Raw genomic sequence first — 24,565 nt, 5'->3', positions numbered from 1 at the left:
TGATTGCATAATACAAGTTTGGTAATTTTACCCTTTTCTTCTCTTTATGACGGATATCCGTAATCAAGCACCAGAGACTCTCCAGCTCCTGTAAAAGGTCCTATCTTTTTCGTCGGTTCTCTCAACGCTTGAATTGTATGTGTTTTTATACTATACTTTTCCTGTGACATTGAAAGGCCGGAACATCTCAACGCAAAATTCTCCATCACAACAGAAAGGGGGCGGGGCAGGTGAAAATATCTTTAAGCATATTACAGACAGTGCTGCTGGTCTCTTTTAATCTGGTTATGCTCTGTCTTACATTCCGAAACAGGAAAAAACTGTTCGGTGCAAAATTTTATTTCGTTATCGCCTCCGGACTTGCTGTTACTGCTGTTTCCAGTTACTACCTGAGTGTTTTTAAAGTAGCGGCCGTGTGGCAATACTGTTACATCGTAATCTACTTTTTGCTGACCATGCTGTTGTGCCGCCTGCTCTTTTACTGTCGGCTCAGTGAATGCGTTTTTTTCTACTTTGTAATCCAAACCTATGTGGATGACACGTTTATGGCAGCTAAAGTGATTCAGTATTATCTCCTTGGCCGTGTAACCGACAATATGTTTTTTTTCTATCCTATCCAATTTGCTCTCATTGCAGCCGGCATTCCGCTCATCTGGCGGTTTTCAAAAGAAAAGCTCACTGGGCTGGCGGACACCACGGCAGGAATGAGATTTTGGCGGTACATCTGGATCATGCCCCTGTCTTTTTATATCGTTTACCGCATCGGCATATCTGAGCAGTACGTCGTTCTGGACAGTGTCTGGTCGGATATGAATATCATGGTTCCTCTGTTCTGGGCCATCGCTACTATTCTGGCATACTATTTGGTAATCAGCACCCTGCTCGAGGTGGTAAAGCATGTGGAAGACCGGGAAAAACTGGCAGCCGCCGGCCGGCAGCTTCAGATGCAGAAAGAACAGTACCAAAAACTCAGCGAAAGCATTGAGGAGACCCGTCGGATGCGTCATGATCTGGGCCATCAGATGCGCGCAATCGCTGGTTATGCAGGCAGAGGCGAGACGGAAAAGCTGAAAGAATATGTCAGCTCTTATCTGGAACAGATGGAATCGGAAGAACTTCCGCTGTGTGAAAATCATGCCCTGGATTCCATGATTCATTTTTACATACGGACTGCCAAACGGGAAAATATACGTATGAATGTCATACTGGAAACACTAAAAGAATTGCCATGCCGCGAGAATGATGTTTGCGTTGTACTGGGAAACCTCTTAGAAAACGCACTGGAAGCCTGCCGACGCCAAGCATCAGGGGAACGCTATATTGACCTGAAGCTGAGCACCGGAAGCCAGAATTTCATTGCCATTCAAGTTGTCAACAGCTGCGATGACGCCGTCCGGCAGCGCTCCGGAACATTTCTGTCAGCCAAGAGAAACTATGGTTCCCCCGGAATCGGAATCTCTTCAATAAAAAAGATCGCAGAACGCTATCGCGGAAGCGCGGATTTTGCATATCAGGACGGTAAATTTCAGGCAAGAATCTTTTTAAACAGGGATTTAGAAAAATAATTTTCCAAGAACTCTTTTTACATCATAGGAGCACTTCCGATGTTACCTCTGCGCGGCATGTGCATCCTCGCGGAGCGTTTTTTAATCCATATGACGTAATTTCCTATGAATTAAAAAAGGAGCCACCTGGCTTTACGTCATTTGGCTCCTGATTTACTCAGACTAATTTATTTATAATTCACAATTTTCCCAAACTCTTCTTTCAGGGAAGCTCCGCCTACCAGGCCGCCGTCGATATCCGGCTGTGCAAACAGTTCCGCAGCGTTGCCGCCGTTTACAGAACCGCCGTACTGGATGCGGATTGCCTCTGCCGTCGCCTCATCGTAAATCTCACCGATGCATACGCGGATTGCCGCACATACCTCTTCTGCCTGCTCCGTTGTAGCCGTCTTTCCTGTTCCGATAGCCCAGATTGGCTCATAGGCAATTACGGCAGTTTTGGCCTGCTCTGCGGTCACGTCCAAGAAAGCAATCTTAATCTGCTGGCGGATCCAGTCGATCGTAATTCCCTGTTCTCTCTGTGTCAGAGTCTCTCCGCAGCATACGATTGGAGTGAGGCCGTGTTCAAAAGCCTTCAGGACTTTTTTATTTACGGTCTCATTCGTCTCTGCAAAGTACTCTCTTCTCTCGGAATGTCCGATAATCACATATTTCACTCCGGCGTCCGTGAGCATGTTTGGTGCGATTTCTCCGGTGTATGCGCCTTTTTCTTCAAAGTACATATTCTCGGCGCCCACTGCGATATTGCTTCCCTTGCAGGCTTCAACGACTGGGATAATGTCGATTGCCGGAACACAGAAAACAACGTCCGTCTCTTCTGAAGCTACCAGTGGTTTTAATGTATTTACAAGGGCAACTGCCTCCGTTGGGGTCATATTCATCTTCCAGTTGCCTGCAACAATCTTTCTTCTTGCCATCTTTTTATCCTCCTACACTCCGTTTCGTCTTATCGATCGTTGGCTGCCGCCACACCGGGAAGCTCTTTGCCTTCCAGAAATTCCAGGGAAGCGCCGCCGCCTGTGGAAATATGGCTCATCTTATCGCCAAAACCAAGCTGGTTCACTGCGGCGGCAGAGTCGCCTCCGCCGATAATTGTAGTTGCCTCCGTCTCAGCCAGCGCTTCTGCCACGGCGATTGTTCCTTTTGCAAGGACAGGGTTCTCAAATACACCCATCGGTCCGTTCCATACGACTGTCTTTGCGGATTTTACCGCATCAGCATAGAGTTTAGCCGTCTCGGTTCCGATATCGAGTCCCATTGTATCTGCCGGGATCGCATCTACCGCTACATAGCGGACCTCGATCGGCGCATCGATTGGGTTCGGGAAGGATTCTGCCACAGCGGCGTCTACAGGAAGAAGCAGTTTCTTGCCGAGTTTTTCAGCCTTCTCCACCATATCTCTGCAGTAATCTAATTTTGTATCGTCTACAAGAGATTTTCCAATCTCAAGTCCCTGTGCCTTTAAGAAGGTAAATGCCATGCCTCCGCCGATAATCAGGGTATCACATTTTTCAAGAAGGTTTGAAATAACATTCAGTTTGTCGGCAACTTTGGCTCCGCCCAGGATTGCAACGAAAGGACGAACCGGACTGTCAACGGCATTGCCGAGGAAATCGATCTCTTTCTGCATTAAGTAGCCTACAGCGGCCTCTGAAACATACTGGGTTACGCCGACGTTGGAACAGTGCGCCCTGTGGGCCGTTCCGAATGCGTCGTCCACATAGACCTCACACAGAGATGCCAGTTCTTTGCTGAACGCCTCTCCGTTCTTTGTCTCTTCCGCCCTGTAACGCGTATTCTCCAGTAATACCACGTCTCCGTCCTTCATGGCGGCAACGGCGGCCTTTGCATTTGGTCCCACTACCTCGGGATCCGCTGCAAACTTTACTTCCTGTCCGAGTAATTCGGAAAGGCGTACGGCTACCGGCGCTAAGGAAAGTTCCGGTTTCGGCTCGCCCTTCGGTTTGCCGAGGTGGGAACAAAGAATCACTTTTCCGCCGTCCCCGATTAATTTCTTGATAGTCGGAAGAGCTGCCACCAGACGGTTCTCGTCGGTGATTTTACCTTCCTTTAAAGGTACGTTGAAGTCACAGCGCACCAGAACTTTTTTGCCTTTAACATTGATATCATCAACTGATTTCTTATTCAGCATGCAAAATGCTCCTTTCTTGACTGTCTACAGGGTTGTTTTATTTTACTTCCCGGACTTTTCATTGCCTTTCAAACAAAACAGGGTCCGGTCCCGAGGACCGGACCCATGTTGAATCCTTATATGCTTGTTCGCTCTCTCCGTCCACAAAGGAGCGGGGATCAAATCACTGCAAATACGTTCTGCTGTCTCTCCGATTATGATAATTCTGCGAAGTATTTGATTGTACGAACCATCTGGCTTGTATAGGAGTTTTCGTTGTCATACCAGGAAACAACCTGTACCTGATATAAGTCGTCGCCGATAGGGGAAACCATGGTCTGTGTTGCATCGAATAAAGAACCATATCTTACGCCAACAATATCGGAGGAAACAATCTCATCCTCTGTGTAACCAAAGGACTCAGTGGAGGCTGCTTTCATAGCTGCGTTGATTTCTTCTTTTGTAACACCGGCTTTTTTAACTACTGCTACAAGGATTGTTGTGGAGCCTGTCGGTACCGGAACACGCTGTGCGGAACCGATTAATTTGCCGTTTAATTCCGGAATTACAAGGCCGATTGCTTTTGCAGCGCCTGTGGAGTTCGGAACGATATTAACAGCGCCTGCTCTTGCTCTTCTTAAATCGCCTTTTCTGTGCGGTCCGTCGAGGATCATCTGATCGCCTGTGTATGCATGGATTGTGGACATGATACCGGACTGAATCGGAGCATAATCATTTAATGCCTTAGCCATAGGAGCCAGACAGTTTGTTGTACAGGATGCTGCGGAGATAATGGTATCTTCTTTTGTCAGTATGTCGTGGTTTACGTTGAAAACGACTGTAGGAAGGTCATTGCCTGCCGGAGCGGAGATAACTACTTTCTTAGCGCCTGCATCGATATGAGCCTGTGCTTTTGCTTTTGATGTATAAAAACCGGTACATTCTAATACTACGTCTACACCGATCTCTCCCCAAGGAAGTTCAGCAGCGTTAGCTTTAGCGTAGATTGTGATCTTCTTGCCGTCTACAACGATGTAATCTTCGCCTGCTTCTACGGTATGTCCTTCATATCTGCCCTGTGCAGAATCATACTTTAAAAGATGAGCTAACATTGTTGGATTTGTTAAGTCGTTGATTGCTACTACCTCGTAACCTTCAGCGCCAAACATCTGTCTGAATGCCAGACGGCCAATACGGCCAAAACCATTGATTGCAACTTTTACTGCCATGATTTCATTCCTCCTAAGAATATATTAAATTCATGATTGTTAAATAATAATCAACCTACCTTGTATTGTAACCAATTAATCCCAAAATAGCAAGGGTTTTTTTGAAATTTCATAAATATTATTCCCGCTCATTCGCATTTCATCCGCGGTATTTGCCTGCTTGTGCAAAATTTTGTAGTTTTACATGAAACAACATGATAAAATACCATCATAGTATGATTGCAACAGACAAAAATATAAATTTCGGGAGAATAAAAAATGAAACAGATATTAGTCGTTCAGGGCGGCGGCCGGCCGCATGGAAACACAAGCCGGCTCGCGCCATTTGCAAAGGAGGTGCACCGTGGATCAGACGGATTCCCGGAATGCGCTTGAAAAAGAGCTGTACCGCTCTTTCACACTGTTATCCGCATTCGTAATCGTATTTTCGCTGGCAATTACCCTTTATTTTGATATTACGAGGCAGCGCCGGGATATGGACGCCATCATAAGCGGCACCGCCTCTTATATTGCCTCCATGCCGGAAGTCATTTCCATGCTCGAGAACGGTTATCCAAGCAATATAGCCAAGGAGGACATCGACTCTCTCAGCGCCAACATTCCCGACATCAGCGTTGTCGTCATCTATGACAACAACGGACTGCGTTTCTATCACACGGATCGCCTGAAAACGGGTGAAACCTTTGTGGATGGGGATGAAACCATGATCTTACAAGGGAGCGAACCTTATATCACAACCGGATATGGGACAAAAGGCGCCCAGAGGCGCGCTTTCCATGCCGTCAAGAGAAAGGATGGAAAAATCATCGGTTTTGTTATGGCCTCCGTCTTTACCGCGCATATATCGGCGAGACACCGGAATATACTGCTTGTGCATATAGCGATTTTCTTCCTGATGATGCTTGTCAGCATTCCGCTGACCCACGCCTTTATCCGGTTTTTAAGAAAATCCCTGATGGGCTTTAACCCACATGAGCTTCTCAACATGTACATACGGCAGGACGAGGTGATGAATGCCATTGAGGAAGGCCTGATTGCCACGGATACCGAGGGTAAAATCCTGTTTTCCAACATTGTCGCCAGAAATCTTTTTCACGACGGGCCTGAGGAAGGGCCTCCGCTGATGGGAAAATATTTCCGTGAGCTTTACCCTGCCACAAATTTTGACTCAGTTGTAAGTAAGGGCAAATCCGTCCACCGCCAGTCCTGTATGATCGGCGGCCGTTCGATCCTGATGAATGAAATTCCAATCCAGGGGAAAGGTAAAAAACCGATTCAGGGCATGCTCGTAATCATGGTGGATCGCACGGATATGCTCGCCATGTCCGACGAACTGTCAGGCACCAGGAGCATGCTTGATACGCTGCGCGCTTTTAACCATGAATTCTTGAATAAACTCCATGTCATTCTGGGATACCTCCAGATCGGAGAGATCGAGCAGGCCATCCAGTTTATCATCAACAGCAACCTGGTATCCAGCCAGTCCATACGCGAGACAGCCGACTGTATCCGGGTATCCAGAATCTGTGCACTGATTATCGGTAAAATGATGCATGCCGCAGAGTTGGGAATCCGCCTTTCCCTGACGCCTGACAGCAGCTGCATCGAAAGTGAGCTGATCCTCCCTCAGGATGCCTTTATCACCATTATCGGCAATCTGCTGGAAAATGCCATTGAAGAGCTGAACAGCTGCCAAAACTGCGACAATGAGCTGAAAGAGATCACCCTTGGAATCTACTGCCGCCCCGACTGCAACATTATTACATGCGAGGATACCGGAGGCGGAATCAGCCAGGAACTGCTTGAGCATATTTTTGAAAAGGGCATTTCCTCCAAGGGAGAGACCCGCGGAACCGGACTCTATCTGCTGCATCAGATTGCAGAAGAATATAACGGCGATATCGCCATTGATACCGAAAAAGGCGAGGGTTCCTGTTTTACCCTCACCTTTACAAGAAAGGAGAACCTGTAATGTATCAGGTCATTATCATAGAAGACGATCCCATGGTGGCGTCCATCAACAAACAATATGTGGAGCTTACCCCCTCTTTCCGGGTGGTTAATATTTTTAAAAGCGGCATTGAAGCCCTTGAATATCTGCAGGATAATGATGTGGATTTGATTATTCTGGATTACTACACCCCATTAATGAACGGCTCTGAATTTATCGACCAGCTACATGCCATGGGCATAGCGCCCTCCATTATCATGGTGACCTCGGCAAGCGATACGGACATCGTGCTTCAGCTCCTCTCCCGGGGTGTGATCGATTATCTTGTCAAACCGTTTGAATATTCACGTTTTAAGGCGGCCCTGGATAAATACAGCCAGATGAAAGAATATGTAAGCCAGGCCAAAAGTAATATGAAGCAGGGTGAAATCGATAAACTGCTGATCCGGCAGGAAAGCACAGCGGCGGCCGCAGCTAACCTCACAAAGGGGTTAAATGAGACGACTCTTGGTCTGATTCGTGCGTTTCTAAAAGAGAACAGGGATGACGCCTATTCCAGTGAACAGATTGCCGAACAGATTCATCTGTCCCGTATTACAATCCGCAGATATATGAATTATATGGTGGAAACAGGGGAGCTTATCAGTACAATTGATTATCAGACCGGGGGAAGACCGTCAATCCGGTACCGATACGTAAAAGATTAGAATTCCAGAGGATGCCGGACGACGCATACAAATCCCTTTGCGTTTGGTATCCCGATTTCAGGGGGAAAAATGAAGTTCAGTAGCATTTCCGGAAATCCGATTTAACTAAAAAGCATATGGTTACAGCGCTGGTTTTATCAGCGCTTTTTGTGGTGTTTAAAATCGGAAAGGAAATGACTTAATGAAAAAAAATATTTATCTTATGTATGTTATTGCACTTATGCATGGCATGGTCTTTTATGGTCCTATAGCGGCTCTTTACCGGCAGTCGCAGGGTGTTACCATTTTCCAGATATCTCTTATCGAAAGCATTTCTCTGGTTTTATGTCTTCTATGCGAGATTCCATGGGGAATCCTTGCCGATAAAATTGGATATAAACGTACGATGGTATTCTGCTGTTTTCTCTATTTTGTATCAAAAATTGTGTTCTGGCGGGCAGATGGGTTTTTGTGGTTTCTGGCGGAACGCATTATGCTCAGCATTGTCATTGCGGGACTCTCTGGTGTTGATGCCAGCATTCTTTATCTTTCATGTGAAGGAAAAAACAGCCAGAAGGTTTTTGGTATTTATAACAGCCTGCAGACGGCCGGGTTGTTGGGCGCCGCTGCCGTTTTTTCCGTTTTTGCAGGGGATAACTACAGACTCGCAGGATTCCTCACCGTCGTAAGCTATGGTATTGCGGCATTAGCCTCATTATGGCTGGTGGAAGTAAAAAATAATCAAACGCATGCATTTTGTATCACCGGGTTTAGGAAAATGGTGAGTCATACGCTGAAGGACAGGCATCTGCTGCTCTTTCTGGCCGCTGTAGCTTTCCTGACGGAAACTCACCAGACAATCACGGTATTTCTTATTCAGCTTCAATATATGAAGTGCGGACTGTCTGTGCAGCAAATCGGATATGTCTATATTGCTGTTACGCTGACAGGGCTGTGCGGCGCCGCCTCATCCTGTCTTTCCCGGCGTTCCGGGATAAAATATGCCGGAATTTTACTTTATGTCATGGCAGTGCTCTCCTGTTTTGCACTGGCTTTTACAGAAAAAGCATGGGTTACCATTGGTTCTGTTTTAATTCTGCGTATCTCGAACAGTCTGTTTCAGCCTTTCCAGATGGAACTTCAAAACAGGCAGATTCTTTCAGAAAACCGTGCTACGGCTCTGAGCATTAACGCAATGATTGCCGACACCGTCGGCGCGGGTACGAATCTTGTATTTGGAATCTTAGCTGATTCCAGACTGAGCAGCGCCTTCCTTTTTGGATCTTTCTTATGTATGGCCGGGTTAATGATGTTTATTGCCTGGCATCGGAATTGGATAAAGAAATAATTCTGATTGCCCGGATACTGATTCAGTGGTTATTCCAGTTTTTCCCTAATGGTTTTCCAGTTATTATGTGTTAATATAATTTTGTAACAAATATGTAATAATTATGTAACAACTAAGGAGGAAAACCATGAGACGAATATTAGTTAACACTTTATCTGCTGCTGCGGTTATGTTTGCAGCGGCTGCAATGCCAATGACATCCCTGGCTGCGGTATCTACCTATCAGATTCCTTTTTCAGGCGGAAGCGCTTATGTAATTGGAATCGGAGGAAAGGACTGCCTTCCCGGCAGCGGAAATTGGGGACAGAACGGCAACTGGAACCAGGGCGGAAACTGGAATCAAAATGGTAACTGGGGTACAGGTCCGGTTCTGCCGGAAATGACTCCTCCTGATTTTATTTTCCCGACACCGGAGCTGCCGGGACCGGAACTGCCGAATCAGCCCGGTGACATGATTCCGGAGCAGCCTGAAAATCCAGGTGTGACACCGGAAGCTCCGGACGATGAGACTCCCGATCAACCGGATCAGGAAGAAAGCCAGGATGCGTATAGCAATGCAGTTGTCGCCCTGGTAAATGCGGAGCGTGCAAAAGCCGGTTTAAGTCCTCTGACTGCCGATACACGCGTGGCGGAGGCAGCCCAGCTCCGCGCCCAGGAAATCAAGAAAACATTTTCCCACACCAGGCCGGACGGCAGCAGTTTCAGCACCGCTCTGAACCAGGCCGGAGTCAGCTACAGAGGAACCGGAGAAAACATCGCCTATGGCCAGAATTCACCGGAGGCCGTAATGCAGGGCTGGATGAACAGTTCAGGACACAAGGCAAATATCCTTAATAAAGACTACACCACTATCGGCGTAGGACATTACAAAGACGCCAGCGGAACAGATTACTGGACACAGCTTTTTATTTATTAGGGAAAAATCATCTTAAGATATGACTTAAATGCATGTCCTTCAGACAGCAGACAAACTTAGCTTCTATGATTTTTTTAATTCAAATAGTATATAAAAATGCAGGACACCAGATAATTCAAGCGCTCTGGTGTCCTTATTACGATTCATTAAACCGGAATTGCACTTCTGTTCCATTCCCATGTACATGCCCGCCCGGCCAACACCCGGGGGAATTCCCGCTTCTTTAGGTCCGCACTCTGAATGACAAAGCTGATTGGACCACCATTTAAGCCGAACTTCAAAGTGTTCGGCGCAACAGACTTAAATTGTTTACTTCCAATCTCTCTTCTCTCAATCAGTCCTAAGGTATTTTGGATCTACCCCATTATCTAACAGTATTTTAGAAATTTCGTCAAATAACTGTAAAACAGCGCTTCCTTTATATGGCGGAGCTCCAATGATTCCAACATCAACATTTCCTCTGAATGCCCAAATATTATATGCGGTAATTTCGTTTGCAAAATTTTCGTCCAGTATAAATTCAAATGTGTTGATAACCCCATCAAGCACCGTTGGAAACTCAATTTCTTTATATTGGAAAATGTCTGTGTGACTATGCATTGCATTCTTTATTGCATTAATATCTTTCTGATTGATTGTAGTAAAGAAAGAGTCAACATTGGTATTGCCCTCTTTGGTCAGGCTGCGTGGTCTGTCAAAATATAAACATCTTATATTTTTATCTTCAATCCCCTCTAATACCTCAACTTGCGAAATAGTATCTTTCCATGCGTCAGCAAGGGTATATCTGAAAATGCGTCTTTCTTCTGTTTTGCTTTTTGTTTTATCTGAACTTTCTGTATTCATCATTTTCCACCCTTTCAAAATAATTCTTTCATTAAGCCCAATGGACGCAAACTGCCTTGTCAAGATGCTTCCCTCGCTCTGCCCGGTCAATTCCGATTTATTCTATTATACAATACTGCAGGCCAGAAGTATAGAAATGCATATTTATATTTGAGAAACAAGGACACTTAACAGCTGCAGGCCGGGCATCGGTATGGTGAAAACCTTCGAGTCTTCAGGCCCGGGCCATAACCTCCCTCCGGGACTGAAGACTCACCCCCTCCCTCTCACCATCCCAATCCCCCTGCCTGCCGTCCGACTTTCTCACCAATTCCCCCCTTATTCACTTACTATAGTTACTAAACCCTTTACTTAATTACATAAATTGACTTCGATTAATGAATCTTTTACACTAAATTTATAAAAAAAATATAAACTTTATTAAAAGAAATGGAGGGTATTGTTTCTATGGAAACTATCATGGGCTATTTCGGTACTTACACACCGGCAGCAGATGGGGCTGTTGCAAATTTCAAGTTCGAGTATCTCACCACACTGGGCTTCGCCGCCATTGTAATTTTTCTGGGCCGTGCGATTGTAAACCACTCAAAATTACTGCGTAAATACGCAATCCCGGCACCGGTTGTATCCGGTATCATTTTCTCGGTTGTTGTCGCTATCATCAAAGGATCCGGCATCATCGGCCTTTCCTTCGACGCAACGATTATGAAAGATTTATGTCAGAACCTGTTCTTCCTCTGCGTTGGTTTCGGCTTCAGCTTAAAGATGCTCCGCCATGCAGGCGGCAAGCTTTGCGCCATGATTGCCATCGCTGCCTGTGTTCTGATTACTCTTCAGGATCTTCTGGGCGTATTCGTAGGCAACCTGATTGGCCTTCATCCGCTTCTGGCACTGCAGTGTTCTTCATCCGCTATGTCGGGCGGTGTTGGTACAGCTTCCGCATTCGGACCTATCTTTGAAAGCTGGGGCGCAGCGGATGCCACCACAATTGGTGTCGCTGCCGGTACCATGGGAAATATCATGGGCTCCCTGATTGGCGGTCCTGTAGCCGCATTCCTGATTTCCCGGCATGGTCTTAAATCCGACCCGAATGACAAACCGGAATCAGCAAAATCAGGCACTGTTGCAACACTTGACAACAGCAGAATGATTTCCATGTTTGCCATGACGCTGCTTATCGCTGCTCTTGGTATGCCGATTTACTGTATCCTTGATAACATCCCAATGATTGAGATGCCTAAATTTATCGGCTGTCTGTTCGCAGGCGCAATCGCACGTAATGTCATGGAGGCATGCAATATCAAGTTCTATGTTCCAGAAGTCGACGCTATTGAGCATATGTTCCTGGAACTTTATCTGGCCCTCGTGCTCATGACAACCGATATCACGAAACTGGCTCCTGTAGCCGGCCAGATGGGTATCATCCTTCTCTGCCAGGCAGTTTTAATGGCAGCATTTGCAATCTTTGTATCCTACAACATGTTCGGCCGCGACTACGGCGCCGCTGTTATGGCTGCAGGAAACTGCGGATGGGGATGCGGTTCCGGTCCTAACGCCGTTGCAAATGAAAAAGCCGTTATGGATGAGTACGGATGGCATAATGTAGCATGGGTCCTTTACCCATCCTTCGCCGTTATCATCGACGATATCTACAATCCAATCTTCCTTTCCGTATTTGGAAGCCTGGTGAAATAAAAGCACGTTCATTGCTAACTTAATATAGAATTATTACATAGACAGCCCGGCCCCCCAAATAGCCGGGCTGTTTATCGTTGAGTGGCAATGAAAAGTGTGCGAAGCGTGCTTTTCGTTGTTTCATTGGACGAATTCCCCCACCTGTGTTATAGTATAGACGGATGTAAAGATTTCGCATATTTTATAAAATTTCTTCTGCATCAGACAACCATGTTTACCATAAAATACAAACAGGTGATATATAAATGAAAAAATTATTTTCAAAAGCTTTCTTCTTTACCGCCCTTCTGGGTCTTTCCACCGCTTTATGCAGTTGTTCTTCCTCCGGCTCCGACAGTTCCCCGTTCACCTCCAATTCCGAAACATCACAGGAGATGAAAAACGGACTTCAGGTTCTGACGATAGGAACAGCCGACAGCGGCGGGACCATGTTCCCGGTCGGCAACGCCATTGCCCAGGTTATCAGCGAGCATGATTCCAATATCAAAATCAATATCAGCGCCTCCAACGGTTCTTTCACCAATGTAGAATGGATCGAAGACGGCCAGATTGATATGGGACTTGTCAGCGGGGATGTTGCTCTGGCCGCATATTCCGGAACGCATGAATTTGAAAACAGGCCCGTTAAAAGCCTGCGGACCATAGGCGCCATTTATGTCAGTGTTTCCAACTGGATGGCCCCGGATTCGGCAGGGCTCACTTACGTCCATGATCTGGCAGGCAAGAGCGCTGCGATTGGACCTCAGGGTTCCACAACCGATCTTTCCGCACGCATTGCAATCGATGCGGTTGGCCTGAACTCCAAGAAAACCACCCTGGTTAACTCCGGCCTTGGCTCCGGTTCCGTTGCCGTAGAGGATGGAAGTCTCGATGCCGTACACGGTTTCGCCGGAATTCCCATCACCGGGCTGACCGAGCTTGCAGATACCATTCCCTGCCGTCTCCTCAAGTACACTCCCGAGGAACTGGGAACGATTCTTTCAAAGAATTCCTTCTATTATAAGACGGTAATCCCAGCCGGAACGTATCCTGGCCAGGACGAAGACGTTGACTCCTTCGGTATCAAATGTCTTCTCTGCGTCGATGAGAGAATGGATGAAGATCTCGTCTATCAGATTACAAAAATTCTGGATGAGTCTATCCCACAGCTGGCTGCCAGCCACGATTCACTCGCTTCACTGACGCAGAAAGGGTTTATCTGCAACGATCTGGCTATTCCGCTGCACAAAGGTTCCGAACGGTATTACATAGAAAAGAACTATCTGGAAGAAAAATAACATCTATTACATAACAGCAGAATACGGTGTTCCGGCAATTTAACTGCCGGGACGCCGTATTCTAATTTCTACTTTTAATCTGTAAATTCCCCATAATCATTTCCTGAATTAAGTTTTACTACATCTCATCTTTTACATACCCCGCCAGATTGTAGGCATGGTCTGATATTCTCTCCAGATTGCTGATAATATCCAGAAATACGACTCCGGAGGACGGATCGCACTGGCCGCTTGAAAGACGTTCTATATGTTTATCCCTCAATTCTTCTTCCAGCATATCCACGTCATCCTCATACTGGCTCACCTTCCTCACATCGTCCATATCGCCCGTCTGTCTGGCCGCTATGGCATGGGTGAAGGATTTTACCACTTTCTCACTGATCGCCCTCAAATCGGCGCTTCCCGTCTCTGAGAAGGCCACCTTATGTTCTTCCATGTAATCGGCCTGCTCCGCCAGGTTCTCACAGTGGTCGCCCACCCTCTCAATATCGCTGATACTGTAGAAGAGGTTGTTCACCAGCAGCTTCTGATGTTCGGTCAGGGACAGGTTGTTGACTTTGATAAGATATCCCGTCAGAAGCTCTTCCATCCTGTCGATATCCTTCTCATTCCTGTAAACCTCTTTTGTCTTCTCTTTATCCCTGTTCAAAATAGCACTTGTGGCAAGGCGGATATTATTGAGGGCTATCTGCCCCATATGTACAGTCTCCATCTGAGCCACCTCAATAGCAAAGACAGGCGATTCGAAAATACGCTGATCCAGATGGCGGAACGCCGTCTCGATCTCGCGGCTGTCCTCCCTGCTCTCCTCTTCCGGCTCCCCGTCCTTTACAAGCAGACCAGAAATCTTTACAAGCTGGTTGGCAAACGGATATAAAAGAAGGGTGTTCGTCACATTGAAAATTGTATGGAACATGGAAATCTGCACGGAGTTAATCCCCGAACCGGCCATCATCGGCCGAAGCAGGGACAACGCATACATGCCGATCCCGAATATAACGGCTCCCAGCGTATTAAACGTCAGATGGATGGCCGCCGCCCTCTTGGCCGTCCTGTTGGCCCCGGCGCTGGAAAGCATGGCCGTAAGACATGTTCCTATATTCTGTCCCAGGGTGATATAGATGGCCGCCCCCGTCGTCACGACACCGTTCATCGCCAGCGTCTGGAGAATTCCGACGGAAGCCGTAGAGCTTTGCAGAAGCGCGGTCACCAGGGCTCCTGTTACAATGCCGAGAATCGGGTTTCGCCCCATAATGGCAAACGCCTTTGCAAAAATCGGTGCATCTGTGTAAGGATTAATCGCTCCGCTCATAAATTCAAGGCCCACAAAAAGAAGGCCGACGCCGATTACAATTTCTCCGATCAGGTTATTCTTCTGTTTTTTGGAAAATACGATCAGGAACGTGCCGATACCAATACACAGCGGTGCAAAAAAGGCTGGCTGCAGAACGGTAAACGCGTCTCCCAACTGATTTAAAGATACCATCCAGGCAGTAATTGTCGTACCAATATTGGCGCCCATGATAACGCCTACCGCCTGTGTAAGATTCAGAATTCCAGCATTGACAAATCCGACTACCATAACCGTCGTGGCCGCACTGCTGTGAAGAATTGCCGTAATTAATGCTCCCAGAACCACGCCCAGAAGCCTGTTATTTGTTACCATGCCGAGAAAGTGGTTCATCTTGCTTCCGGCTGTCTTCTGCATGCCGTCACCCATGATGCGCATACCATACAAGAACATGCCCAGGCCTCCGGCAAATGTAAACAGATTGCTTACGTCATTTATCGACATAAAAATTCTCCTCCTGTGTCCGCTTTTTTGGCAGATGCACTGCCGGGTAAAAGCCGATCTTTTCTATCATATCACAGGGAAAATAGCTATTTCAAGCTTTTTGTAAAATATGTAAAATTTATGTAATTTACAGGTAAAACAGGGAGATTTTTATTGCATTTTGTCACTTTTCGTTTTTCAGCCGTCCATGCTCATTTTGCGGTTCTATGAATACACTTTTAATATAAACACTTAAAACGAGGTATGGTATGTTACATGAAATGAATTTATCGCCGGACTCAGATATCTTTGAAATGAACGACTCTGATGTTTCCGGTATTGCCAATCCGGCTGATAACGGAAATTTTGACTCCGGAGTTTCCGCTATGCAGGATAACCGCATGATTGATCCGGACTTTTCTGTTATGCCGGAGGATGACGTAATCGATCCCGATTTCTCCGTTATGCCTGATTATGATGTGATCGATCCCGATTTCTCCGTTAATCCAAACTGGTTTCCAATCGGCCCCGGTCCCGTCATCCCCTGCCCGAACTGTTTCCCACTCCCAACGCAGAACGTCAACGCCAGATTTATAAATGCCTCCCCTGAATTTTCCGGCCTTACGGTGGAAGTTGACAACCGGGTTATCCTGACCGGCATGGACTTTGCAGAAGTCAGCCGCTACAGAAGGTACTCAAGAGGATTCCACAGGGTAACGGTTATGGCGGCCAATGGCTTTGTTTTCCTGCAGCAGAATGTTTTCATCGGCAATAATTCAACCATCGCAATTGTCAGCTCCAATAACAGAATGAACCTGACCACCATCACGGACGGCGGATGCAGCGCCAACTTCAGCAACTCCTGCTTCCGTGTGTGCAACCTGGCTTATGCAAGCGGCGCCGTCAACGTAATTCTGTCAAATGGATTAATGAGCTTTACCAACACCCGCCCAGGCACAGCCGGAAGCTTCAGCAAGCTCCGTCCGGGAAGCTATCCTGTCTCTGTAGCAAGATCTGCACGGCCGGCAGTAAACCTGCTCTCTACCTTCATCAACCTCAATCCAAACAGGGTATACACCTTATATGTCCTGAACTGGAACCCCTCTCCGGACACAATCCAAATCCTCCTTGTGGAAGATATGCGCTGAAAACAGAAAAGTGTATCATTCCTTTAAAACGAAACAGAAGTAATTAAATATAGTCTGCGGGGCCCCTCAGGGAGCCGCCGCAGACTGTCACCGGTAATGCATCTGTCTCATTTATCTTATTTTTAAAATGTGCCTTCCTCACGTCTTTTCAATATCTTCCGTATTACAAGCAGATAGACGGCAACGCTCATCACCGTCCCTCCAAAATCGGAAATCATCTCCGTGTAGAAAATAGAGGTTACGCTGAAAAGGATAGGAAGTCCGAATACTCCGCCCAGATACAGCACCTTACGGAACATGGACAGGAAGATAGCCACGGAGGCAACTCCCATTCCGGTAAAGCCGTCAACCACCGTATACTGAAGAGCCAGAGGGATGATTCCCAGCGTATAGATTCGGATGGCCCACACGGTCAGGGAAATGTATTCTTGGTTCTGCGTAAAAATCCTGGCAAAATAGTAGGGCAGAGTCTGTGAAACCACAAACATAACCGTTGTAAAAACGAGTGCCAGGCTTACAATATATTTCTGTGCGCTTAACACCCTGTCGGAGCGTCTTGCCCCGAAATTATATCCCAGGATCGGCTCCGTGCCGCCCGTGATGCCTCCCAGGGGCATCGTCACCATCAGCATAAAACTCTGGACAATTGTAGCGCAGGTTAAGAGTTTATCTCCCTCTGCCCCACCGTAATGCTGCAGGGCCGCATTAAGGGCAATAATCAGCACATTGTCGAAAGCAATTATCAGAAACGGCGTCATTCCCAGCACCGTAATCTTCCTGATAATTCTCCATTCGTAGCCGCCGAAACCAATCCGGATCGGCACTTTTTTCCCAAATAGGAACAAAAGCACAAAGATACAGGAGGCAAGCTGCGACAGTACCGTAGCCAGGGCGGCCCCTGCAACTCCCATGTGGAGGCCAAAAATAAAAATGGGATCCAGGATAATATTGATAACGGCACCAAGAGTCACCGATTTCATTCCCACCTTGGCAAATCCCTGGCAGATGATAAACTGGTTCATCCCCACCGCCATCAGGGCAAAGATGGTTCCCATCAGATAAATCGTTATGTATTCGTTGGCATAGGGGAAAATTGTTTCACTTGCGCCGAACCACATGAGCAGCCTGTTTTTCAGAAGCAGCGCCACTACCGTTGTGATGACCGAGATAACAGCCAGCATCAGAAAACTGTTAGCCAGTATCTTTTTCGCCTCTTTCTCATTGCCCTCGCCCATTCGGATACTCATTAGCGGCGAACCGCCGATTCCTACCAGGGAGGCAAACGCTGATATCATCGTCACGATCGGCCCGCAGATTCCCACTCCGGCGAGCGCAACTTCTCCAATCCCCGCAATATTTCCTATATACATTCTGTCCACCACGCTGTAAAGCACATTTACAAACTGTGCCAGCATGGACGGGAGTGCAATTCTGATTACAAGTTTCTTTATGTCGTCTTTTCCGAGGTCATTTTCTATCTTCATACTTCTTTTAATTCTCCCTGATTGTCTCAATAAAAAGTGTGTAAAGTGTGCTATACGTGGTCTAAATTCAATGGACGCCACTCGTTTATATCGTGTTTTTGCCGGAAAGTCAAGAGGTTTTCCATTAATAATTTCAGGAGTTCGACAGAAGTCGCCTTTCCCACTATAAAAAGGAGCAGCCGATCTGACCACTCCTTTTACCGTTATGCAGTTTCAACCGCTCTGCATTATCCTTTATATTGAAGAATCCCCTCCATGGCAATCAGCGCGCAGACCACACCATCCAGTACGGGAACTCCGACTGAGGCCTCTATCCTGCGATCAAGGCCGGAAAAACCGGCGCAGCCCAACACTATCACTTCCGCGCCGTCCTCATTCACGGCCTGTGCGGCAGCCTTGATCAATTTTTCCTCCTGGCTGCCCTCCCAGTCTATCCCAGGCGCGCGAACCGAAGCCATAAAACGTTCTAATCCATATTTTTCCACCAGCCTCCTCTTCAGCAAAGTCGTCGCCGGGCTGGAGCCGACCACGGAAAACGTCCGACCCAGCAGAGGCGCCATACGCATAGAAACCTCTCCGATTCCCATGACTGGTTTCCTGGTTGTCTCCTTCGCGCCGTCCAGGCAGGGGTCCAGATGGCAGGCTACGATAAATCCGTCGTATGACGCCTCCTTCTGTTGAATCATTTTCAGCAAAAAAGTTCCTGCTTTCACCTGATCCGCACAGCAGCCAATAAATGGCGGAGCGCCTTCAAGGCAGACCGTATCCGCGTCAAACCGATCGGCCGAATAACTTTGGACCGTCATATCTATAGCCCGCGTCATCTCCTGGCTGCTGTTTGGATTGATTACCAATATTTTTTTCATACTTCATTTTCCTCCGTCTGCCGATCCAGGCAGAGCAGCGTGCGGTAAAGGATCCGGACCCCCTTCTCAATCTGCTCCGCCGTCGTATATTCTTTTGGCGAGTGGCTGATTCCTCCAACACTTGGGACAAAAATCATCCCCGTCGGAACCTTGTAAATCAGTTCCTTGGAATCATGTCCTGCCCCGCTGGACATCACCACAGAGCTGATCCCATCCTCTTGGATGCAGGCCTTTTCTATCGCTTTCATGACCGATTTGCTCAGCATCTTGGAAGGTTTGTTCACCTGAAGTTCAAACATCACCCGAACCTCCGAAAGCTCCCTCTTCGCGCTGATTTCCAGCTCTTTCGCAAACTGCTCCACCCGGGCCTGTTCCAGATCTCTCATCTCCAGGTAGAGAGTAACCTCCGATGGGATGACATTATACATTCCTGGCTGCACCTCGATATTTCCCACCGTAGCCACAAATGGATGACCATATTCCAAAGCCTTCTCATGGATCATCTTGATAATCGCAGCTGCAGCGGTTACAGGATCCTTTCTCAGCTTCATAGGTGTAGTTCCCGCATGGTTGGACTCCCCGGACACCCGAACCTGATAGCGGGTGATGCCGACAATGCCGTCCACAACTCCGATGTCATATCCTTCAGAGGCCAAATAGGCTCCCTGCTCGATATGCAGCTCTACAAAAGCCTTGACATGACTCATATCCCGGACGGAACTTTTAATATCCTCCACGCTCAACTGGTAATGCGCTAATTTTTCTTCCAGTCCCTTCTCATTTAAATCCTGGCGTCCGGTCATCACGCGGCTGCCGAAGGTACCGCCCATCTCACTGCCCTCCTCCGCATTAAATGCCACAACCTCAATCGGATGATCGGTCTCCACCTGTCCATCATTCATCATATGTACGGTTTCCAACGCGGCAATGATTCCCAGATTGCCATCAAACAGCCCTCCGTTTACCACCGTATCCAGGTGGGAGCCGGTCATAATCACCGGCGCTTCCGGATAGCGTCCCTCCCGTCGTCCAATCACATTTCCGATCCGGTCTTCCGTCACCGTCAGGCCTGCCTCCTCCATCATGCTCTTTAACGCTCTCACTGCCTGTTTATATTCCGGACTAAAGCCGGGGCGCGTGTATCCTCCCTCTGGCGTCCGTCCTATGTCTCCAGTACGGTGTAGATTTTCCTCCAGCCGTTTTTTATTTACCTGCATAAACTTCTCCTTCTAAATAGCAATTCTAACCTTCCATTCTCACCTTTTCTGCCCTTACTTCTGCGCCTGCTGTATCTTTCACTTTCTGTTTTCCAAAAAACTCTTCCACTACATCAGCCGGTGGCGCAGGCGTAAGGAGACTCACCACCACATTGGCAGCAGTGGAAGTAAAAATTGCGGGCAGAATCGGCATCCAGCCGAAGGGTTGTCCCAGAAGGTACCATAGAATCGCGGTTACGATCCCCACTATCATTCCAACCAGTCCCCCCTGGGAATTGGAACGTTTCCAGGTAAAGCCAAGTATGATCGTCATGGCCAGCATAGAGCCAAGAACCCCTACCATGTTAGACTGAATCATCAGAACGGTCGAAGAGTTAAACAGGGACAATACAATGGAGATAATTCCCACTGTCAGTGTCGTGGTCTTTGAAATCATGAGCACTTTTTTGCTGTCCGCCTCCGGATTAATAAACTTCTGATACAAATCCCGGGTGGCCGTGGTTCCTGACTGAAGAAGCACTGAAGCCGCCGTCGAGATAGCGGCCCCCAAGATAGCGGCCAGAACAATTCCTCCTATCACCGGACTTACCATCTCTACCATGGCGATGGAAGCCACCGTGTCCGTCTTCACAATTCCCGGCTGCAAAATGCGCATACCCAGACCAATAATCATCAGAGGCAGATAAAAGAGCACAAAGAGGATGCCTGAAACGCCCTGGCTGTAACGCGCTGTCTTTTCATCCTTACAGGAGTTAAACTTTGTAATCAGCTGCGGCAATCCAAAATTTCCGATTCCCCAGGTAACGCACCAGGAGAGCGCCAGCCCCACTCCGATGCTGCCTCCGGCAAACGGGTCCAGTAAAGACGGATCCACAGCGTATACCTGCTCATGAAGAGCCCAGAATCCCCCAGTTTTTCCCAGGATGGCGAACATCAGCGCATACGCGCCGAAAAGAATCAGCACCGAGGTGAGAACGCTGGTCCATGCCACCGATTTCATACCGCCGGTCACGGTAAATGCCAGAAATACGACTCCCACGATGATGACCGACATATATTCAGGGATCCCTGTGATAATTTTAATAATGGAAGCCGACGCCACCAGCTGCGCCATCGTAAACAGGATGGTTGAAAACAAAATCAGCACAGCCGCCAGAGCGCCATGGATACGGCCAAACCTCCTATCCAGGAAATCTGAGATTGTCACGCCTCCAAAACGTCTTAACCGGGCAGCAAAAAAGCCCGCAAATAAAATTGTGCAGATCAGAGTTCCGGCCCAGTTCCACCAGCCGCCCCATCCAAATTGATAATAATATCCCATATATCCTATAAATGAGACCGCGCTCAGCACCGTAGTAAAATAGGACGCCGCACTGGAACAAATGCCAAGGCTCCTGCCCGCCACTGCCCAATCATCACTGTTTTTCACGCCCCGCGATGCAATTTTCCCCACAACGATCAATGCTAAAAGATACAGCAGCAATACAATAATATAGATCATAACTACCTTCCTCCCGCCTTCCTGCAAAGTATTTATGTTATCTTTTCTCCTCTTTTTTAACCTTCCCTACACCGTTCTTCTCATCCGTTTTCTGGGTCCAAACCGCCAGTATCATGGGCAGCAGGCTCAAAAATGCAAAAAACAGCCAAAACACTTGTAACTCTGTCGGTATAAAATCAGGAATCATTTATTTTCCTCCCCATTTGTATTTTAAATAAGTAATTCTGCATTTGCAGCTTTAATCAAAGAATCATTTATGATACGTCTCAATCAGGCGGCCCCAGCCCATGCTCTCCTCATCTACAATCCCGTCTTCCATCACGATGCGGCCTCTGACAACAGTCATCACCGGCTTTCCTTTAAGCTCCCATCCATCGTAAACCCTTGCAATATTCTTCGACTGGGAATAATTCTTCTCCTTATCCACAACAAAGGTTCCGTCCATATCCACCAGCACAAAATCTGCATCCGCGCCCGCGTTAATCACACCTTTTCTCGGATAAAGGCCAAAGGATTTTGCCACATTGGTGCTTAAAAGATCTATCGCACGCTCAAAAGATAAGCGATTCTGATTGACCGCGTTCAGCATCAGGGGCAGCCTCAGATCCACTCCCAGGAATCCGGACGGTGCTTTGAAAATGTCATCCTTTCCGCTTTCCTTTTCTGCTACTGTATAGGTTGCATGATCACTTCCGATGAAATCTACCGAACCGTCATTGACATAATTCCAGAGTGCTTCCACATCCTCTCTCTTTCTCAGCGGCGGATTACATTTCGCATAAGCTCCGTGATTTACCACATCGTCTTCTGTCAGGAACAAATACTGGGGGCAGGTTTCCATATAGACTTCCAGTCCCTCCTGCTTCGCCTTCTTAATCAGTTCCATCGATTCCGGGGTGGACATATGACAGAAAATCAATTTCACTTTACAGTCTTTTGCAATCATAAGCAGCTTGCTCACTGTCTCGTACTCCGCGAACTTCGGGCGTGACAGGCAATGATAGATGGGAGAAACTTTCCCCTCTTTCCGGAATTCCTTGATTAGCTTAGAAATAACATCGTTGTTCTCAGCATGGACTGCACAGAGTTTTCCCGTCTTCGCCACCTCACGGAAACCAAAATACATCTCGCCGTCATTCGCCATGGTAAGTCCCTCGAACTCCTCGTCGCGTCCCTCCGGCGCTTCGTGAAGAAAGGTTTTAAACGCCACGATGCCGGTCTCGCCCATCTCCCTAATCTTGTCCGGATGCTTAGAGCCCGCAGCCGCGAAAAAAGCAAAATCCACCACGCATTTATCCTGCGCATCATTGATTCGGTTCTGTAAGATTTCTTTAGAATACTGCGGTGGTTTTGCAATTGGATGTTCCAGTATGGTCGTCACGCCTCCGGCGGCCGCGGCTTTCGTCTCCGTAAAGAAAGTTCCTCTGTCTGGCCTTCCCGGTTCTCTGATATGCATATGGGATTCAATCATCCCCGGAAGCAGGAAACGTCCCTTTGCGTCAATGGTCTTGACTGCCTCTGGCGCATCCCCGTTTAAACAAACATTAGTGATGGTTCCATCCTTCACTGCGACTGCTCCCTCAAAAAAAGTTCCATTTGTATAGATTTTTGCATTTCTAATTACTAAGTCTGCCTGGTTCATACGATTCCTCCTATTTATTTTACCGAATTTTCCGACTGTCTCATCTCTTCTCCCATAATTCAATCTCCACTTCGGCTGTCTGTCACCCTGTTTCTGTTATTATGAATTCTTTATTTACCTGACTTTGATCTGCGCCATGGCCGGGCGAAAATCTTTTTTCATCCTTGCAAGGAGGAATAGTTTCTGATAACATGATTACAATCAGTTATTTATGAAGCAATTGTAACATGGGGATCAGACCGTGTAAAATAGCAATGTTGGTTAGGAATTATCGGCTTTTCCGATATTTGAAACAGAAGAAAACATGCTGTGCAAACCTTCTATTGTTAATAAACTGATCTGGATTGTATTTACTGGAATGGAAAGGAGAACTTCGTTGAATTTACTGGAGATAGAGGCATTTATGGCAATCACGGAAACACGGAATTTGTCCAAAGCGGCGGACAAGCTCTTTGTATCCCAGTCTACTGTCAGCAGCCGTCTGAACAGTCTGGAGGCGGAAGTCGGAGGACAGCTGATCCTGCGCAGACCGGGCATTAAGGGCGTAACCCTCACCCCCAAAGGAACAGAATTTATCACTCTGGCCAGCAGATATCTGGCTGTGGAAAAGGATATTAAAACCTGGAAGGACAATGTCTCCAAATACGATTTAAAGGTATCGGCTCCCCACAGTATCAATTCCTACCTGTTCACCGGACTTTATCGTCGTTTTTCGAGCAATAGCCATCTCAGGCTCACTATCAGTACACACTGGAATAACACAATTTACAATCTCCTGGACAATTATCTTTTGGATATTGGATTTGTGTCACGGCCATTTCCCTCAAAAAATCTGAACACGACTCCGATTTTCTATGAGCCCCTGGTTCTCATCAGCGACCGCCGTTATTCTTCCTATCCAGATGTACTGGATGCCTCAGAGTTGTCCGTGGAGGATGAGGCTTATCTGGACTTGGGCGTAGAATATGAAATCTGGCACAGCCAGAACTGGAGTCCCGTAGAAAAATCAAAAGTCAATGTGGATACACCTACTCTGATCGAATTTTTTCTTCAGGCAGAGCGCGCCTGGGCCGTAGTACCGCTGTGCGTGGCTAAAATGCTCAATCGGGATGGGAACATCACGCTCTCCACCCCCATCCCTGAACTTCCCCGACGCACCATCTATGTGGTCACCCAGCGAGACGTCAATCCGTCCGGAGTGAATGCAATCCGCATGTTCATTGAGGAAACCAAGCGCTATGTAGCTACTCTGGACTATGTACGTGTGCCCGCGGAAGATGGAGAATAAC

Annotated in this window: 20 protein-coding genes; 9 read left to right on the top strand and 11 right to left on the bottom strand. The window is 47.3% G+C overall.

Features of this window, described 5'->3' with window-relative positions:
* Nucleotides 1-230: 230 nt before the first annotated feature.
* The gene (locus EJL91_RS21455) at nucleotides 231-1,565 is read left to right on the top strand and encodes a sensor histidine kinase (protein WP_125144011.1); all 1,335 of its coding nucleotides are present in this window, start codon (nucleotides 231-233) and stop codon (nucleotides 1,563-1,565) included.
* Between the two features lie 167 nt (nucleotides 1,566-1,732).
* Here EJL91_RS21455 and tpiA read toward each other — a convergent pair whose 3' ends face one another.
* From tpiA to gap, 3 genes are all read right to left on the bottom strand, one after another.
* Nucleotides 1,733-2,482, bottom strand: a complete 750-nt coding sequence (gene tpiA / locus EJL91_RS21450) for a triose-phosphate isomerase (RefSeq protein WP_125144010.1) — start codon at nucleotides 2,480-2,482, stop codon at nucleotides 1,733-1,735.
* A 29-nt stretch (nucleotides 2,483-2,511) separates the two neighbouring features.
* On the bottom strand, nucleotides 2,512-3,717 hold the full coding sequence (locus EJL91_RS21445) for a phosphoglycerate kinase (protein ID WP_125144009.1): 1,206 nt from the start codon (nucleotides 3,715-3,717) through the stop codon (nucleotides 2,512-2,514).
* 194 nt (nucleotides 3,718-3,911) lie between these two features.
* Nucleotides 3,912-4,925 carry a type I glyceraldehyde-3-phosphate dehydrogenase gene (gene gap, locus EJL91_RS21440; protein WP_125144008.1) on the bottom strand — a complete coding sequence of 338 codons (1,014 nt, stop codon included), beginning with the start codon at nucleotides 4,923-4,925 and terminating at the stop codon, nucleotides 3,912-3,914.
* A gap of 343 nt (nucleotides 4,926-5,268) precedes the next feature.
* On the opposite strand from gap, the gene EJL91_RS21435 reads away from it, so the two are divergent.
* The 4 genes from EJL91_RS21435 (at nucleotide 5,269) to EJL91_RS21420 (ending at nucleotide 9,826) form a co-directional block, all read left to right on the top strand.
* Nucleotides 5,269-6,897: a sensor histidine kinase gene (locus tag EJL91_RS21435; protein WP_125144007.1), complete on the top strand. Its 1,629-nt coding sequence runs from the start codon at nucleotides 5,269-5,271 to the stop codon at nucleotides 6,895-6,897.
* Nucleotides 6,897-7,583 carry a response regulator gene (locus EJL91_RS21430; protein ID WP_125144006.1) on the top strand — a complete coding sequence of 229 codons (687 nt, stop codon included), beginning with the start codon at nucleotides 6,897-6,899 and terminating at the stop codon, nucleotides 7,581-7,583. Before EJL91_RS21435 ends, EJL91_RS21430 begins: the two co-directional genes overlap by 1 nt.
* 181 nt (nucleotides 7,584-7,764) lie before the next feature.
* Nucleotides 7,765-8,910: an MFS transporter gene (locus EJL91_RS21425; RefSeq protein WP_125144005.1), complete on the top strand. Its 1,146-nt coding sequence runs from the start codon at nucleotides 7,765-7,767 to the stop codon at nucleotides 8,908-8,910.
* A 127-nt stretch (nucleotides 8,911-9,037) separates the two neighbouring features.
* Nucleotides 9,038-9,826: a CAP domain-containing protein gene (locus EJL91_RS21420; RefSeq protein ID WP_125144004.1), complete on the top strand. Its 789-nt coding sequence runs from the start codon at nucleotides 9,038-9,040 to the stop codon at nucleotides 9,824-9,826.
* 330 nt (nucleotides 9,827-10,156) lie between these two features.
* On the opposite strand, the gene EJL91_RS21415 is transcribed toward EJL91_RS21420, so the two are convergent.
* Nucleotides 10,157-10,675: a hypothetical protein gene (locus EJL91_RS21415; protein WP_243125514.1), complete on the bottom strand. Its 519-nt coding sequence runs from the start codon at nucleotides 10,673-10,675 to the stop codon at nucleotides 10,157-10,159.
* 444 nt (nucleotides 10,676-11,119) lie between these two features.
* On the opposite strand from EJL91_RS21415, the gene EJL91_RS21410 reads away from it, so the two are divergent.
* Together EJL91_RS21410 and EJL91_RS21405 are read left to right on the top strand one after the other, a co-directional pair.
* Nucleotides 11,120-12,367, top strand: a complete 1,248-nt coding sequence (locus EJL91_RS21410) for a sodium/glutamate symporter (RefSeq protein WP_125144003.1) — start codon at nucleotides 11,120-11,122, stop codon at nucleotides 12,365-12,367.
* Nucleotides 12,368-12,612: 245 nt separating this feature from the next.
* Nucleotides 12,613-13,644, top strand: coding sequence for a TAXI family TRAP transporter solute-binding subunit (locus tag EJL91_RS21405; RefSeq protein WP_125144002.1), 1,032 nt, complete (start codon nucleotides 12,613-12,615; stop codon nucleotides 13,642-13,644).
* Nucleotides 13,645-13,762: 118 nt separating this feature from the next.
* Here EJL91_RS21405 and EJL91_RS21400 read toward each other — a convergent pair whose 3' ends face one another.
* Nucleotides 13,763-15,439, bottom strand: a complete 1,677-nt coding sequence (locus tag EJL91_RS21400) for a Na/Pi cotransporter family protein (RefSeq protein WP_125144001.1) — start codon at nucleotides 15,437-15,439, stop codon at nucleotides 13,763-13,765.
* Nucleotides 15,440-15,687: 248 nt separating this feature from the next.
* Between EJL91_RS21400 and EJL91_RS21395 the strand changes: the two genes are divergently transcribed.
* Nucleotides 15,688-16,566 (top strand): DUF4397 domain-containing protein, encoded by an 879-nt coding sequence (locus tag EJL91_RS21395; RefSeq protein ID WP_125144000.1) that lies wholly within the window; start codon nucleotides 15,688-15,690, stop codon nucleotides 16,564-16,566.
* Nucleotides 16,567-16,688: 122 nt separating this feature from the next.
* Here EJL91_RS21395 and EJL91_RS21390 read toward each other — a convergent pair whose 3' ends face one another.
* The 6 genes from EJL91_RS21390 to allB form a co-directional block, all read right to left on the bottom strand.
* Nucleotides 16,689-18,050, bottom strand: a complete 1,362-nt coding sequence (locus tag EJL91_RS21390) for an MATE family efflux transporter (RefSeq protein WP_125143999.1) — start codon at nucleotides 18,048-18,050, stop codon at nucleotides 16,689-16,691.
* Nucleotides 18,051-18,277: 227 nt separating this feature from the next.
* Entirely contained in the window at nucleotides 18,278-18,916 is a 639-nt protein-coding gene (locus EJL91_RS21385) for an aspartate/glutamate racemase family protein (RefSeq protein WP_125143998.1), read from the bottom strand.
* The gene (locus tag EJL91_RS21380; protein WP_125143997.1) at nucleotides 18,913-20,133 is read right to left on the bottom strand and encodes a Zn-dependent hydrolase; all 1,221 of its coding nucleotides are present in this window, start codon (nucleotides 20,131-20,133) and stop codon (nucleotides 18,913-18,915) included. Before EJL91_RS21380 ends, EJL91_RS21385 begins: the two co-directional genes overlap by 4 nt.
* A 25-nt stretch (nucleotides 20,134-20,158) precedes the next feature.
* Nucleotides 20,159-21,634, bottom strand: coding sequence for a sodium:solute symporter family protein (locus EJL91_RS21375; RefSeq protein ID WP_125143996.1), 1,476 nt, complete (start codon nucleotides 21,632-21,634; stop codon nucleotides 20,159-20,161).
* A gap of 37 nt (nucleotides 21,635-21,671) precedes the next feature.
* On the bottom strand, nucleotides 21,672-21,821 hold the full coding sequence (locus EJL91_RS24715) for a hypothetical protein (protein ID WP_164516914.1): 150 nt from the start codon (nucleotides 21,819-21,821) through the stop codon (nucleotides 21,672-21,674).
* Nucleotides 21,822-21,884: 63 nt separating this feature from the next.
* Nucleotides 21,885-23,276 carry an allantoinase AllB gene (gene allB / locus EJL91_RS21370; RefSeq protein WP_125143995.1) on the bottom strand — a complete coding sequence of 464 codons (1,392 nt, stop codon included), beginning with the start codon at nucleotides 23,274-23,276 and terminating at the stop codon, nucleotides 21,885-21,887.
* A gap of 376 nt (nucleotides 23,277-23,652) precedes the next feature.
* Here allB and EJL91_RS21365 point away from each other — a divergent pair, with 376 nt between their 5' ends.
* Complete coding sequence (locus tag EJL91_RS21365) at nucleotides 23,653-24,564, top strand: LysR family transcriptional regulator (protein WP_125143994.1); 912 nt, start codon at nucleotides 23,653-23,655, stop codon at nucleotides 24,562-24,564.
* The last annotated feature ends 1 nt before the right edge of the window (nucleotide 24,565 follow it).

Source organism: Clostridium transplantifaecale, from assembly GCF_900626075.1.
Classification (GTDB): domain Bacteria; phylum Bacillota; class Clostridia; order Lachnospirales; family Lachnospiraceae; genus Otoolea; species Otoolea transplantifaecalis.
This window is presented reverse-complemented; position numbering and strand designations above follow the sequence as displayed.

Coding starts and splice junctions, on each gene's coding strand:
- EJL91_RS21430 (WP_125144006.1), top strand. CDS start 6,897: ATGTATCAGGTCATTATCATAGAAGACGATCCCATGGTGGCGTCCATC.
- gap (WP_125144008.1), bottom strand. CDS start 4,925: ATGGCAGTAAAAGTTGCAATCAATGGTTTTGGCCGTATTGGCCGTCTG.
- EJL91_RS21400 (WP_125144001.1), bottom strand. CDS start 15,439: ATGTCGATAAATGACGTAAGCAATCTGTTTACATTTGCCGGAGGCCTG.
- EJL91_RS21395 (WP_125144000.1), top strand. CDS start 15,688: ATGTTACATGAAATGAATTTATCGCCGGACTCAGATATCTTTGAAATG.
- EJL91_RS21390 (WP_125143999.1), bottom strand. CDS start 18,050: ATGAAGATAGAAAATGACCTCGGAAAAGACGACATAAAGAAACTTGTA.
- EJL91_RS21385 (WP_125143998.1), bottom strand. CDS start 18,916: ATGAAAAAAATATTGGTAATCAATCCAAACAGCAGCCAGGAGATGACG.
- EJL91_RS21405 (WP_125144002.1), top strand. CDS start 12,613: ATGAAAAAATTATTTTCAAAAGCTTTCTTCTTTACCGCCCTTCTGGGT.
- EJL91_RS24715 (WP_164516914.1), bottom strand. CDS start 21,821: ATGATTCCTGATTTTATACCGACAGAGTTACAAGTGTTTTGGCTGTTT.
- EJL91_RS21445 (WP_125144009.1), bottom strand. CDS start 3,717: ATGCTGAATAAGAAATCAGTTGATGATATCAATGTTAAAGGCAAAAAA.
- EJL91_RS21410 (WP_125144003.1), top strand. CDS start 11,120: ATGGAAACTATCATGGGCTATTTCGGTACTTACACACCGGCAGCAGAT.
- EJL91_RS21380 (WP_125143997.1), bottom strand. CDS start 20,133: ATGCAGGTAAATAAAAAACGGCTGGAGGAAAATCTACACCGTACTGGA.
- EJL91_RS21415 (WP_243125514.1), bottom strand. CDS start 10,675: ATGATGAATACAGAAAGTTCAGATAAAACAAAAAGCAAAACAGAAGAA.
- EJL91_RS21425 (WP_125144005.1), top strand. CDS start 7,765: ATGAAAAAAAATATTTATCTTATGTATGTTATTGCACTTATGCATGGC.
- EJL91_RS21420 (WP_125144004.1), top strand. CDS start 9,038: ATGAGACGAATATTAGTTAACACTTTATCTGCTGCTGCGGTTATGTTT.
- EJL91_RS21375 (WP_125143996.1), bottom strand. CDS start 21,634: ATGATCTATATTATTGTATTGCTGCTGTATCTTTTAGCATTGATCGTT.
- allB (WP_125143995.1), bottom strand. CDS start 23,276: ATGAACCAGGCAGACTTAGTAATTAGAAATGCAAAAATCTATACAAAT.
- tpiA (WP_125144010.1), bottom strand. CDS start 2,482: ATGGCAAGAAGAAAGATTGTTGCAGGCAACTGGAAGATGAATATGACC.